Consider the following 12,971-nt stretch of genomic DNA (forward strand, 5'->3'; position numbering starts at 1 on the left):
ACTTTGCAAATGTAAATAATTCTCGATAAGATCCGCACCCTTTCCTCAAGGCCAGCCCCGGAAAGCGTGCATGCAACGCCCAAAACCCGACCCTGTCGCCCACGGTTTCTACGCCGACATCCTGCATTTCCTGCGCAAGCGCATGGACAATGCCAGCGATGCCGCGGACATGACCCAGGACGTGTTCGCCCAGTGGCTGGGTTACCGCGATCGGGCCAAGGTCGAGCAACCCCGGGCATTCCTGTTCCAGGTGGCGCGCAACCTGCTCAGCGACCACTGGCGCCGGCAAAAGGTGCGCCATGCGGCGCTGGCCGACGAGCCCCTGGCCGATGCGCATGCACCAGCCGCCAACGACCCGCTGGACCATGCCCAGCAACAACAACGGCTGAATCAATTGCGCCAAGTGCTCGACGAGCTCTCGCCGCGGCGGCGCGAAGCCCTTATGCTGCACCGTTTCGAGGGCCTGACCCAGGCCCAGATTGCCGCACGCATGAACATTTCCGTCAGCATGGTCGAGAAGCACATCGCCGCCGCCCTGCTGCAATGCAAGCAACGCCTGGACAGTGACACCGGCACGGAGCAGTCCCCATGACCCCCACCGACGCGCGTGACCCTCGCCCGATAGACGCCCAGGCGGCGAGCTGGTTCAGCCGCAACCGCAACAACCCGACGCGGCACGAGCGCAAGGCCTTCAGCCAGTGGATGCAGACCGCGGAGCACGCGCATGCCTACCGCCAGTTCGAGCAACTGTGGGACGACCTGGCCGCGCTCAAGCAGGCCAGTCGGCCGCTCGCCTTACCCGTGCGACGAGCGCCCCGCTGGCGGCCGGCCCTGGCAACCGCGGCGGCGCTGCTGTGCGCCCTGCTGGTCGGAAACCTGGGAGCCGGCAGCACCACCTTCGACGAGCGCATCGCCGCCGGCCCGACCCTGCGCACATTACAACTGCCCGATGGCAGCGTGCTGTCCGTCAACGCCCAGACTCGCCTACGCCTGGCGTTCGATGCCGAGCGCCGGTTGATCCACCTCGACCATGGCCAGCTGTACATCGAAGTCGCCCCCGACAAGGAACGCCCGTTGTTCGTCGATGCCGGCAGTGGCCGTGTGCGCGTGGTCGGCACCGGCTTCGACCTGCGCCGTGGCGAGCGCGAGCTGGTGGTCGGCGTCGCCCATGGCCAGGTGGCCTTCGAAACCCCCGGTGAGCGCCACCCGCCGGTGCTGCTCGGCGCCCAGCAGGGCGCCACCTACGACCTCGCCCGCGGCACCCTGACCCGTCAGGACCTGGGCGAGCAGGCAGTAGCCGACTGGCGTGAAGGACACGTGAGCTTTCGCAATCGCGAACTGGCCAGCCTGATCGACGAAGTCGGCCTGTACCGCCAGCACCCCGTGCTGCTGGCCGACCCGGCGCTGGGTCGCTACAAGGTGTCCGGCAACCTCGACGTGCATGACCCCGATGCCCTGCTCAATGCCCTGCCGGCCCTGCTGCCGGTCAAGACCACGCTGCTGGCCGACGGACGCTTGCGCATCGAACGACGCTGAGGCGGGTAACATCAGCGTGATATTTCTGAGAATTTTTATCATTCGCAGGTGAGGTTTCTTCGCAAGCACGCGTCTTCCTCCCCGCCTGCTCCTTGATGGCAGGCATTTTTCCGGCCTTTTGCCGTTTGGGGGAAACCATGTTGTCGCTGCACTGCCTGCCTGTCCGACCCACCCTGCTCGCCCTGTGCCTGTCCGTGAGCCTGGCCGCCGAAGCCGCGCCGGTGCCACTCGACCTGCCGGCCCAATCGCTGGCCCGCTCGCTAAGCCAACTGGCCCAGCAGGCCAAGGTGCAACTACTGTTCGACGAAGCCCTGCTCGGCAGCGCCCAGGCGCCAGCGCTCAAGGGCGACTATGAGGCCGAGGCGGCCATCGGCCGTCTGCTGACAGGCAGCCGCTTCAAGGTGGTGCGCATGGGCAATACCTATGTGGTGCGCCTGCGCGAAGACGACCCGGTCGGCGACAACAGCCTGCAACTTGGCGCCGTGAGCATCGTCGGTGACGGCCAGCAGGTCGACCCCAGCAACGTCGGCCGTTCGACCCTCAACCAGGAGCAGATCGACCGTTACCAGCCGAGCAACATCCCCAGCGTGCTAGCCACCCTGCCCGGGGTGAACATGGGCGGCTCGGCCAAGCCCGGCGGGCAGACCATCAACATCTGGGGCATGGGCGATGCCGAAGACGTGCCGATGACCGTCGACGGCGCCCCCAAGAGCGGCTTCGAGCGCTACCAGCAAGGCACCATCTTCATCGAACCGGAGTTGATCAAGTACATCGAGGTCGAGAAAGGCCCGCACTCGGTCAAGACCGGCAATGGCGGCCTCGGCGGCAGCGTGCACATGGAAACCAAGGACGCCACCGACCTGTTGCAAGAGGGCCGCAACAGTGGCGCCATGCTCAAGTACGGTTACGCCAGCAACGATCACCAGCAGGTCTACAGCTCGGCGGTGTTCGGCCGTAGCGACGACGGGCGCATCGATGGCCTGGCCTATTTCACCAAGCGTGACGGCGGCGACCTGAAGATGGCCGACAAGCTGCCCGATCCCACCAACAGCTGGCCGATCAACCCGCAGCGCCTGCCCAACAGTGCCCTGGACCTGGAAGGCGCGCTACTCAAGACCAACATCCACTTCACCGACGAACACAGCCTGGGCTTTTCCTGGTCGCGCTCGGAAAGTGAGCGCTGGGCTACGTTCGCCTCCACCGCCTACCCAGTACCGCCGTCGGCGGCGAGCATCGAAAAGTACGGTTACGCCGACGCCCTCAAGCGCTTCCTGGCCAACCGTACCACCATCGATACCACCTGGTCGGCCACCTACAAGTACCAGCCAATCGAAAACCCCTGGCTCGATCTGCAGGTGAAGTATTCCGAATCCGATACCCGGCAAACCGACGAGCGCAACGCCAACGCAGTGTTGCAGCCGTCCACCGGCGGACGGCGGATGGATACCGAATACCAGGACCGCATGCTCGAGGTGACCAACACCAGCACCTTCCTCACCGGTCCACTGGAGCATGCCCTGACCGCCGGTGTGCAAGTGCGTCGCCACGATCGCGACACGCAGATGTGGATGCCCGGCAAGTCCTATGAAATCCCCCGCTACAACTACGGCTACTACCAGCCGTACTTCATGCCCAGCGGCAAGGTCGACAGCCAGGGCTACTACCTGCAGGACGCCATCACCCTGGGCGACCTGACCATCACCCCGTCGCTGCGCTACGACCATGTCACCAACGAGGGCAAGCCCAACCAGGCGCCGTACTACAACAACCCGGCCGCTGGCCACGACTACAGCGCCAAGACCTACACCGGCTGGTCGCCGCGCCTGTCGCTGTTCTGGAAGATGAACGAGCAGACCGTGCTGTTCGCCGACTACAGCAAGACCTGGCGCGCCCCGGTGCTGGACGAGCAGTATGAAGTACAGGGCATCGGCAGCCGCACCGCCAGCAGCCGCAACCTCGACCCCGAGCGCATCGTCGGCCTGCGTGCCGGCAGCATCAGCACCTTTGCCGATGTCTTCACCCAGGGCGACAGCGCGCAGATCCGCACCACGCTGTTCCGCAACAAGGTCAGCGACGAAATCTTCAAGGCCACCGGCATCGGCTGCCAGCAGCAGATGGTCACCGGCGGCAACATCGACAAGACCTGCGGCAAGGGCCTGATGGGCAACTACCGCAATATCGGTGACGTGGTGTACAAGGGCTTCGAGATCGAAACCTTCTATGACTCCACCTACCTGTTCGGCGCGGTGTCTTACGCCTGGATGGAAGGCCGTCACCAAGGCGCGTACACCAATCCCTGGGGCCCGGACGTCTGGGCCAAGGATGTGCCGGCACCGAAATGGATCACCACGCTGGGGGTCAAGATCCCGGCCTGGGATGCCCGTGTAGGCTGGACCGCGCAGTTCGTCGGCGCCACCAAGCACCTGCCCAGCGACAAGTATTTCGAGGGGCCGGCCAGTGCCCTGGGCGACCGCTACTACGACAACTTCGGCAACGAGCGCTACGACATCCATGGCCTGTTCGCCAACTGGAAGCCACAGCAGCCCTACTTGAAAGGGACTGAGGTCAACCTGACAGTCGACAACCTGTTCAACAAAGCCGTGCGGCCGGAGTTGTCAGGGGAGAACGCCTATACCGTCGGGCGCAATGCCAAGATCAGTGTGACCCGGTTCTTCTGAACCAGCCAGGCGACGCGGCAAGGGACTGCACCGCGCGCCTGGTCAGTCGCTTGCGCCGCCAACACGCTCCTGTGCCCTGGCGACATTCACTTGCATTGCACTGGATGCCACATCGAAAACCGCCTGGGCGACCGCGTGGGTACCACGCGCCTGCATCCAGGCGAGGATATCGGCCAGGTGCCAGAGCGACAGGCTGCCGTCGTGCACCGGTGCCGGAAACGTGCTCGGGTGAGTGAGCATGAGTTTGCGCATGTTCTGCCGCGACACCCCCACCATTTGCGCCACATCGGTGAGGCCGACCAGGTCGGGGCTGGCCTCGATCAGCTGGGCCTGCGGCAAGGCCCGCCGGACATCCGCCAGGGCGCTGTGCAGTGCCTCCTGCGCCGTCGCGCCCTCACGGGCAAAGGCCAGGGCCAGACGGCCCGGCTGGCCGCTGCCAACCACGGCGTCGGCACAACCGGCCTCGGCCAGGCGCTCGATCAGCGCATCGATGTCTTGTGGGCCGGACAATTGATACTTGAGGGTGAATTCGTATTCCATCAGGTGCGCTCCGCTGGCTGGTTGACGATCCCGCGAGTCGACGTGCAGTTGTCGACGATCCGGCGCAACTGCCGGGCAAAGATGCCTGGGTTTCGTGGCGTACTCCACACACTGGTGATGCAGAACTCGCCACAACGGCATTCGCGGTCGTTATTGGGGCAGTAGATGCGCCCCCAGCAATGGCCTCCCCGAACCACTACCTTCCAGCCCTGTGCCTCGGCATGGACCAGGGTTTGCTCAACTTCCTTGTTGGGATGGGTAGGACGGGCCATCGGCTGTGCTCCAGTATGGATGTCAGGACAAGGTTGTCAAGTGACAACCACCATAACGCCGACAGGCGTCATCCCGAACCAGCCTAGGCCCTGGCGCAACGCATCCCAGTCCATGCAGACGTCTTGGGAAGGATCCTATAAAGAGAAGGGCAAAACCGCGCAACCAGGCGCCTTACCCGGCAATCAACCCATCCGCCCGCAACAGGCTTTCCAGGCAATGCTCCTGCACCCCGTAGAACGCCTTGAGCTGGCTGATCTTCTCCAGCAAGGCAGCATTGTCCTGAGGCTGGCGCCGCTTCACCGCCAGAATCATCTTGTTCTTGTTGGTGTGTTCCAACGAAATGAACTCGAAGACTTTGGTCTCGTAACCACAAGCCTCCAGATACAGCGCGCGCAGGCTGTCAGTCAGCATCTCGGCCTGCTGCCCCAGGTGCAGACCGTACTGCAGCATCGGCTGGAGCAGGCCAGGACTGTGCAACTGCGGGCGGATCTGCTTGTGGCAACACGGCGAGCACATGATGATCGCGGCGTTGCAGCGAATGCCGGTATGGATGGCATAGTCGGTGGCAATGTCGCAGGCATGCAGGGCGATCATCACCTCGATGGCCTCGGGTACCACGCTGCGCACATCGCCGCACTCGAACACCAGGCCCGGATGCTCCAGACGCGCGGCGGCGGCGTTGCACAGCTCGACCATGTCCGGGCGCAGTTCAACGCCGGTTACTTGTGTCTCACGCCCAAGGCTGTTGCACAGGTAGTCGTGGATGGCGAAGGTCAGGTAGCCCTTGCCCGAACCGAAGTCGGCCACCCGCAGCAGCTGCTCAGCCGCCAGCGGCGCACCGGCCAAGGCGTGATCGAAGACTTCGATGAACTTGTTGATCTGTTTCCACTTGCGAGACATCGACGGGATCAGCGCGCCCTGCGCATCGGTCACGCCAAGGTCACGCAGAAACGGCCGCGACAGCTCCAGGTAGCGCTTCTTCTCGCGGTCGTGCGCGGCGGTCGCCGCTGCGCGCGGGGCCTGCTGAGCCAGGTGACGACGCAGCATCGGCTTGCCCTTCTTGCTGAACTCCAACTGCACCTCCCCTTCGGTGATGAACAGGTGGGCATTGCGAAAGCTCTGCGGCAACAGCTCTGCAATCAACGCCTGGGCTTGTTGCAGCGGCAAGTTGCGGGTGATATCGCGGGTCTGGTGGCGATAGACCAGTTGCAGGCACGGCTCGCCCTTGATCTGCACCGGTTTGCCGATGATGCGTTGCAGGCTCTGGTCTGCGCCGACATGGCGGGCCAGGACCAGCTTGGTCAGGCTGTCATCGGCCAGGGCGTCGGCCAACTGGCCGAGGAACTGGGCACGCGCGTCCGGCGCGGTGGGGGCGGTCGATGAGGAAGACATGTAAACGGGTGCCTCGGAATGCGGGGGGCGCGTTGCGCAATGCCGCGCATTCTACGTCGATGACGGTCCATCGCGAAGGTTTTCGCGATAGACGCCGGTCAGTCGAGAATGACCAGGCGATTGGGCAACTCGTTGCGCGCATGGGTCGGCGGCACATGCTCGCTGAGCAGCTCCCCGCAGGCTTCGATGCATTCGACGAAGCCCTGGAGGGTGTGCCCCTGGCGCACCTGCTCGGCAAACCGGGCGACGATCGCCGCTCGCGCCTGCTCGGGCAGGTGCCGGTCGATGCCCTCGTCGACCAGGATCTCCACATGTTGCTCGGCTTCACTGACGAAGATCAGCACTCCGGTGGCGCCGGCGGTGCGCTGTAGGTTGAGTTCAAGAAATTGCTGGCGGGCAAGCCCGGAGGCTCGTCGCCGCCGTAGGACCGACGGCACGACCCAGGCCGCCAGGCGTGGCTGGCGCAACACCAGGCACAAACTGATGAAGGTGAGCATCTGCGTCAGCAGCAGAGCGTTGACACCGATCCCGCCCAACCACAGGTGCAGCAGGCCCGGTACCAGCAAGGCCAACAACGCGGCCCAGAGCAGAGGCAGATACGGAAAGTCGTCGGCGCGGCGCGCCAGCACGGTAACCAGCTCCGCATCGGTGCGCCGCTCGGCGCGGGCGATCGCCTCGGCGATCTGGCGCTGTTCGTATTCGGTCATGCCATCGTCTCTCGAGCGTTCTTATCGTTGTTATCCCGGCACTCGGGTGGGCGAGAGTGTATCTCAACAAGCGGCTCATATAAGGCATAATCCGCGACTGCTCCGGATCATGGACGAATGATTCGGCATACACCCGGCGGACTCTACAACAACGAACGTAGGAAACGTCTCGAAAACCGCTTTCACACGACAACGGAACTGATGATGAAACTGTCTTTGCTGGGCCTGGCCATGGGCCTTGCCAGTCAGGCGGCCCTGGCCGCCCCCACCGCCCCGCCCCTGCAAGACAAGCAGGCGTTCATCGATCATCTGGTCGGCCAGATGACCGAGGCCGAGAAAATCGGCCAGTTGCGCCTGATCAGCATCGGCCCCGAGATGCCCCGCGAAAAGATCCGCGAGGAGATCGCCGCCGGCCGCATCGGTGGCACCTTCAACTCGCGCACCGCCCCCGAGAACCGGCCGATGCAGGACGCGGCCATGCGCAGCCGCCTGAAGATCCCGATGTTCTTCGCCTACGATACCATCCATGGCGAACGCACCATCTTCCCGATCGGCCTGGGCCTGGCCTCGTCCTGGGACATGGACGCCATCGCCAAGGTGGGCCGCACCTCGGCCATCGAAGCCGCCGCCGATTCCCTGGACATGACCTTCGCGCCGATGGTCGACATCGCCCGTGACCCGCGCTGGGGCCGCACCAGCGAGGGCTTCGGCGAAGATACCTACCTGACCTCGAAGATCGGCCAGGTAATGGTCAAGTCGTTCCAGGGCACAAGCCCAGCCAACGCCGACAGCATCATGGCCATCGTCAAGCACTTCGCCTTGTACGGCGCGGTGGAGGGCGGGCGCGACTACAACACGGTCGATATGAGCCTGCCGAAGATGTACAACGACTACCTGCCACCTTATCGCGCCGCGCTCGATGCCGGTGCCGGCGGGGTGATGGTGGCGCTGAACTCGATCAACGGTGTGCCGGCCACCGCCAACACCTGGCTGATGAACGACCTGCTGCGCAAGGAGTGGGGTTTCAAGGGCGTGACCATCAGCGACCACGGCGCCATCCAGGAACTGATCCGCCATGGCGTCGCCCGCGACGGCCGCGAAGCCGCCAAGCTGGCGATCAAGGCCGGTATCGACATGAGCATGAACGACACCCTCTACGGCGAGGAACTGCCAGGCTTGCTCAAGTCCGGCGAAGTCAGCCAGGCCGAACTGGACCAGGCGGTGCGCGAAGTACTGGGCGCCAAGTACGACATGGGCCTGTTCAAGGATCCGTATGTGCGCATTCCCAAGGCCGAGACCGACCTCAAGGACTACTACGCCGATGAGCGTCTGCACCGCGCCGCCGCGCGCGACGTGGCACGCCGTAGCCTGGTACTGCTGGAAAACCGCGAGCAGACCCTGCCGCTGAAGAAAAGCGGCACCATCGCCCTGGTCGGCCCGCTGGCCGACGCCCCGATCGACATGATGGGCAGCTGGGCCGCCGACGGCAAACCGCAGCACTCGGTCACCGTGCGCGAAGGCCTGCGCCGCGCCGTCGAAGGCAAGGCCAAACTGCTGTACGCCAAGGGCTCGAACGTCACCGGCGACAAGGCGATGTTCGACTACCTGAACTTCCTCAATTTCGACGCCCCGGAAATCGTCAACGACCTGCGTCCGGCCGCGGTGCTGATCGACGAGGCGGTCCAGGCCGCGCAGCAGGCCGACGTGGTGGTGGCCGTGGTCGGCGAGTCCCGCGGCATGTCCCACGAGTCCTCCAGCCGCACCACCCTGGAAATTCCGGCGGTGCAGCGCGAGCTGATCAAGGCGCTGAAGGCCACCGGCAAACCACTGGTACTGGTACTGATGAACGGTCGTCCGCTGTCGATCGCCTGGGAGCGCGAGCAGGCCGACGCCCTCCTGGAAACCTGGTTCAGCGGTACCGAAGGCGGCAACGCCATCGCCGACGTGCTGTTCGGCGACTACAACCCGTCCGGGCGCCTGGCGATCACCTTCCCACGTTCGGTCGGGCAGATCCCGATGTACTACAACCACCTGCGCATCGGCCGGCCGTTCACCCCGGGCAAACCAGGCAACTACACCTCGCAGTACTTCGAGGAGCCCAATGGCCCGTTGTATCCGTTCGGCTACGGCCTGAGCTACACCCAGTTCGAGCTGTCCGGGCTCAAGCTGTCGGCGGCGAAGCTGGCGCGCGGCGCCAAGTTGCAGGCCAAGGTGACGGTGAAGAACAGCGGCAAGCGTGACGGCGAAACCGTGGTGCAACTGTACATCCAGGACCAGAGCGCGTCGATGAGCCGCCCGGTGAAGGAGCTGAAGAACTTCCAGAAGCTGATGCTCAAGGCCGGCGAGTCGCGAACCTTGACCTTCGACATCAGTGAGGAGGACCTGAGGTTCTACAATGGCCAGCTGCAGCACGTCGCCGAGCCGGGCCAGTTCAATGTCCAGGTCGGCCTCGACTCCGAGGCGGTGCAGCAGCAGAGCTTCGAACTGCTGTAAGCCACACCCGGCCTGCTTGCGGGGCAGGCCCGCTCGCACAAGTCTGTGATAAAACTTGTGGGAACGGGCTTGCCCCGCAAGCAGGCCGGCACAGACAATCAAGACCCCGGATCCGCGCCATGCCCTCATCCTTCCGCGCCCTGCGCCTGGGCCTGATCATCCTGCTGATCCTGGTCGGCACCACCCTCAGCGCCGGCTGGGCCATGCACCAGGCCAAGCGCCAGGCCATGGAGACCGACGCCCGGCGGGCCAGCCAGCAATTGGGCCTGTACGCCAACGCCCTGCATACCCTGATCGAGCGCTATCGCGCCCTGCCCGCCGTGCTGGCGCTGGACCCGGAGCTGATCGCCGCCCTGCGCGGCCCAGTCACCGAGCAGGTGCAGGACGCCCTGAACCGCAAACTCGAACGCATCAACGGCGCCGCCAACTCATCGACCCTCGAGCTGCTCGACCGCACCGGCCTGGCCATAGCCGCCAGCAACTGGCGTTTGCCGACCACCTACGTGGGCTCCAACTACGGCTTTCGCCCCTATTTCAAGCAAACCCGCAGCCAGGGCAGCGGCCGTTTCTATGCGGTCGGCGTGACCAGCGGCGTGCCGGGCTACTTCCTGGCCAGCGCGGTGAACGACGAACACGGCCGCTTCCTCGGCGCCATGGTGGTCAAGCTGGAGTTCCCCGAGCTTGAACGCGAGTGGCGCCAGGGCAACGATATCCTGCTGGTCAGCGACGCCCGCGGCATCACCTTCATCGCCAACCAGGACGGCTGGCGTTATCGCGAACTGCAGCCGCTCAGCGGCGTCGACCGCGCCGAACTGGCCGAAACCCGCCAGTACGACAAGCAGCCGCTGGTGCCGCTGCAGCACCAGGCGTTGACCCGCTTCGCCGCCAATAGCCACCTGACCCGCGTGCAAGGCCCCGATGGCAGCGCCGACTACCTCTGGGAAAGCCTGCCACTGGAAGCCGAGGGCTGGACCTTGCACCTGCTGCGCAAGCCCCAGGTGGCCGAGGACGGACGCAACGCCGCGCTGGCCGCCGCCGCGGTCTGGCTGACCCTGGTGTTCGCCGCGCTGTTCGTCAGTCAGCGCTTGCGCCTGGCCCGCCTGCGCCAACGCAGCCGCGAGCAGCTCAAGGACCTGGTCGAGGCGCGTACCCGCGAGCTGCGCACCGCCCAGGAAGGCCTGGTGCAATCGGCCAAGCTGGCGGCGCTGGGGCAGATGTCGGCCGCCCTCGCCCACGAGATCAACCAACCGCTGACCACCCAGCGCATGCAACTGGAAACCCTGCGCCTGCTGCTCGACCATGGCCGCCACGAACAGGCCCGCCAGGCCCTGGAGCCGCTGGAGCAGATGCTCACGCGCATGGCCGCGCTCACCGGCCACCTGAAGACCTTCGCGCGCAACAGCCCTGGCGGCCTGCGCGAGCGCATGGACCTGGCCACGGTGGTCGACCAGGCCCTGCACCTGCTCGACGCGCGCATCCGCGCCGAGGCCGTCGAGGTGGCCCTGTACCTGGCGCGCCCGGCCTGGGTGCGCGGCGACGCGATCCGCCTGGAGCAAGTGCTGATCAACCTGCTGCGCAACGCCCTCGACGCCATGGCCGACAAGCGCTACAAACGTCTGGAAATCCGTATCGAGGCCGACGCCGAGCTGTGGCGCCTGAGCGTGCTCGACTCTGGCGGCGGCATTGTCGAGGCCGACCTGGCCAAGGTCTTCGACCCGTTCTTCACCACCAAGCCGGTCGGTGAAGGCCTGGGCCTGGGCCTGGCGATCTCCTATGGCATCGTGGTCGATGCCGGCGGCGCCCTGCAGGTCGACAACCTGCCGGGCGGCGCGCGCTTCAGCCTGACCCTGCCCCGCGACCTGGAGCCTGTATGTTGAATTCAGTGATCGTCGTCGACGACGAAGCCAGCATCCGCACCGCGGTGGAGCAGTGGCTGAGCCTGTCGGGCTTCAGCGTGCAGCTGTTCGCCCGTGGCGAAGACTGCCTGGCCCGGCTGCCGCGCGATTTTCCCGGGGTGGTGCTCAGCGATGTGCGCATGCCTGGCCTGTCGGGCATGCAACTGCTCGAACGCCTGCGCCAGCTGGATCCCGACCTGCCGGTGATCCTGCTCACCGGCCACGGCGACGTGCCGATGGCAGTGGAGGCCATACGCAATGGCGCCTACGACTTCCTGGAAAAACCCTTCACCCCGCAACACCTGATGGGCAGCCTGGGCCGCGCCCTGGAAAAGCGCCAGTTGGTGCTGGAAAACCGCCGTCTGCACGAGCAGGCCGATCTCAAGGCGCAACTGGAGAGCACCTTGCTGGGCATGTCCCAGGGCTTGCAGCAGTTGCGCCGCCAGGTGCTCGAACTGGCCAGCCTGCCGGTCAACGTGCTGATCCGTGGTGAGACCGGCAGCGGCAAGGAACGCGTGGCCCGCTGCCTGCACGACTTCGGCCCGCGCGCCGACAAGCCGTTCGTCGCCCTCAACTGCGCGGCGATCCCCGAAAGCCTGTTCGAAGCCGAACTGTTCGGCCATGAAAGCGGTGCCTTCACCGGCGCCCAGGGCAAGCGCATCGGCAAGCTGGAGTACGCCAACGGCGGCACGCTGTTCCTCGACGAGATCGAAAGCATGCCGCTGGCCCAGCAGGCCAAATTGCTGCGGGTGATTCAGGAGCACAAGCTTGAGCGCCTGGGCGCCAACCAGAGCATCGAGGTGGACCTGCGAATCATAGCGGCGACCAAGCCTGACCTGCTGCAAGAGGCCCGTGCCGGACGCTTCCGCGAGGACCTGGCCTACCGCCTGAATGTCGCCGAACTGCGCCTGGCACCGCTGCGCGAACGACGTGAGGACATCCCGCTGCTGTTCGAGCACTTCGCCCGTGCCAGCGCCGAACGCCTGGGGCGCAACGCCTCGCCAGTGAGCGGTGCGCAGCTGGCGCACCTGCTGGCCCATGACTGGCCCGGCAATGTGCGGGAGCTGGCCAATGCCGCCGAACGCCATGCCCTGGGGCTGGATGCGCCAACCTTGGCCGCCGCGCCCCAGACGCACTCGCTGGCCGGGCAGATGGAGGCTTTCGAGGCCCAGTGCCTGCGTGCCGCGCTGCGCCAGCACAAGGGCGAGATCAAGGGGGTGATGGAAACACTGCAACTGCCCCGACGCACGTTGAACGAGAAAATGCAGCGACATGGGTTGGTGCGCGAGGATTTTCTCGGCGACTGATAAGCGGACTTCCGCCTATTCGACAGGGTGAGTGAGCGAAACTTCGCCTATTGATCACGGCATTGCCGGGGCTGCCTTGCAGCCCTTCGCCGGCACGGCCGGCGCCTACAGCAATCGCGTCACGCCAGGAGTTACGCCGCTTCTGTGGCA

Annotated in this window: 10 protein-coding genes; 6 read left to right on the forward strand and 4 right to left on the reverse strand. The window is 65.3% G+C overall.

The genetic code is table 11. The annotated features are described in order from the left end of the window. The first annotated feature begins 70 nt into the window (after positions 1 to 70). From ACODS5_RS05990 to ACODS5_RS06000, 3 genes are all read left to right on the forward strand, one after another. Positions 71 to 592, forward strand: a complete 522-nt coding sequence (locus ACODS5_RS05990; protein WP_134691453.1) for an RNA polymerase sigma factor — start codon at positions 71 to 73, stop codon at positions 590 to 592. Further along, positions 589 to 1,536 carry a FecR family protein gene (locus tag ACODS5_RS05995; protein WP_489108199.1) on the forward strand — a complete coding sequence of 316 codons (948 nt, stop codon included), beginning with the start codon at positions 589 to 591 and terminating at the stop codon, positions 1,534 to 1,536. The genes ACODS5_RS05990 and ACODS5_RS05995 overlap by 4 nt, the downstream gene beginning before the upstream one ends. Positions 1,537 to 1,673: 137 nt before the next feature. Further along, the gene (locus tag ACODS5_RS06000) at positions 1,674 to 4,214 is read left to right on the forward strand and encodes a TonB-dependent receptor (protein WP_489108200.1); all 2,541 of its coding nucleotides are present in this window, start codon (positions 1,674 to 1,676) and stop codon (positions 4,212 to 4,214) included. 42 nt (positions 4,215 to 4,256) lie between these two features. On the opposite strand, the gene ACODS5_RS06005 is transcribed toward ACODS5_RS06000, so the two are convergent. The 4 genes from ACODS5_RS06005 to ACODS5_RS06020 all read right to left on the reverse strand — a co-directional run bounded on the left by ACODS5_RS06005 (position 4,257) and on the right by ACODS5_RS06020 (position 7,126). Then, entirely contained in the window at positions 4,257 to 4,754 is a 498-nt protein-coding gene (locus tag ACODS5_RS06005; RefSeq protein WP_489108201.1) for a helix-turn-helix transcriptional regulator, read from the reverse strand. Next, positions 4,754 to 5,026 (reverse strand): hypothetical protein, encoded by a 273-nt coding sequence (locus tag ACODS5_RS06010; RefSeq protein WP_489108202.1) that lies wholly within the window; start codon positions 5,024 to 5,026, stop codon positions 4,754 to 4,756. Before ACODS5_RS06010 ends, ACODS5_RS06005 begins: the two co-directional genes overlap by 1 nt. Positions 5,027 to 5,198: 172 nt before the next feature. Further along, the gene (locus ACODS5_RS06015; RefSeq protein ID WP_489108203.1) at positions 5,199 to 6,419 is read right to left on the reverse strand and encodes a class I SAM-dependent methyltransferase; all 1,221 of its coding nucleotides are present in this window, start codon (positions 6,417 to 6,419) and stop codon (positions 5,199 to 5,201) included. 98 nt (positions 6,420 to 6,517) lie between these two features. Continuing rightward, positions 6,518 to 7,126 (reverse strand): TPM domain-containing protein, encoded by a 609-nt coding sequence (locus ACODS5_RS06020; protein WP_134691459.1) that lies wholly within the window; start codon positions 7,124 to 7,126, stop codon positions 6,518 to 6,520. A 201-nt stretch (positions 7,127 to 7,327) separates the two neighbouring features. Between ACODS5_RS06020 and bglX the strand changes: the two genes are divergently transcribed. From bglX to ACODS5_RS06035, 3 genes are all read left to right on the forward strand, one after another. After that, on the forward strand, positions 7,328 to 9,619 hold the full coding sequence (gene bglX / locus ACODS5_RS06025; protein WP_489108204.1) for a beta-glucosidase BglX: 2,292 nt from the start codon (positions 7,328 to 7,330) through the stop codon (positions 9,617 to 9,619). 119 nt (positions 9,620 to 9,738) lie between these two features. Then, positions 9,739 to 11,496: an ATP-binding protein gene (locus ACODS5_RS06030; RefSeq protein ID WP_134691461.1), complete on the forward strand. Its 1,758-nt coding sequence runs from the start codon at positions 9,739 to 9,741 to the stop codon at positions 11,494 to 11,496. Further along, complete coding sequence (locus tag ACODS5_RS06035) at positions 11,490 to 12,821, forward strand: sigma-54-dependent transcriptional regulator (protein ID WP_489108205.1); 1,332 nt, start codon at positions 11,490 to 11,492, stop codon at positions 12,819 to 12,821. The genes ACODS5_RS06030 and ACODS5_RS06035 overlap by 7 nt, the downstream gene beginning before the upstream one ends. The last annotated feature ends 150 nt before the right edge of the window (positions 12,822 to 12,971 follow it).

It is taken from the genome of Pseudomonas sp. FG47 (assembly GCF_057809115.1).

Bases quoted from the DNA above. Each gene is read 5' to 3' on its own strand.
- ACODS5_RS06020 (WP_134691459.1), bottom strand. From the start codon at position 7,126: ATGACCGAATACGAACAGCGCCAGATCGCCGAGGCGATCGCCCGCGCC.
- ACODS5_RS05995 (WP_489108199.1), top strand. From the start codon at position 589: ATGACCCCCACCGACGCGCGTGACCCTCGCCCGATAGACGCCCAGGCG.
- ACODS5_RS06030 (WP_134691461.1), top strand. From the start codon at position 9,739: ATGCCCTCATCCTTCCGCGCCCTGCGCCTGGGCCTGATCATCCTGCTG.
- bglX (WP_489108204.1), top strand. From the start codon at position 7,328: ATGATGAAACTGTCTTTGCTGGGCCTGGCCATGGGCCTTGCCAGTCAG.
- ACODS5_RS06010 (WP_489108202.1), bottom strand. From the start codon at position 5,026: ATGGCCCGTCCTACCCATCCCAACAAGGAAGTTGAGCAAACCCTGGTC.
- ACODS5_RS05990 (WP_134691453.1), top strand. From the start codon at position 71: ATGCAACGCCCAAAACCCGACCCTGTCGCCCACGGTTTCTACGCCGAC.
- ACODS5_RS06015 (WP_489108203.1), bottom strand. From the start codon at position 6,419: ATGTCTTCCTCATCGACCGCCCCCACCGCGCCGGACGCGCGTGCCCAG.
- ACODS5_RS06035 (WP_489108205.1), top strand. From the start codon at position 11,490: ATGTTGAATTCAGTGATCGTCGTCGACGACGAAGCCAGCATCCGCACC.
- ACODS5_RS06005 (WP_489108201.1), bottom strand. From the start codon at position 4,754: ATGGAATACGAATTCACCCTCAAGTATCAATTGTCCGGCCCACAAGAC.
- ACODS5_RS06000 (WP_489108200.1), top strand. From the start codon at position 1,674: ATGTTGTCGCTGCACTGCCTGCCTGTCCGACCCACCCTGCTCGCCCTG.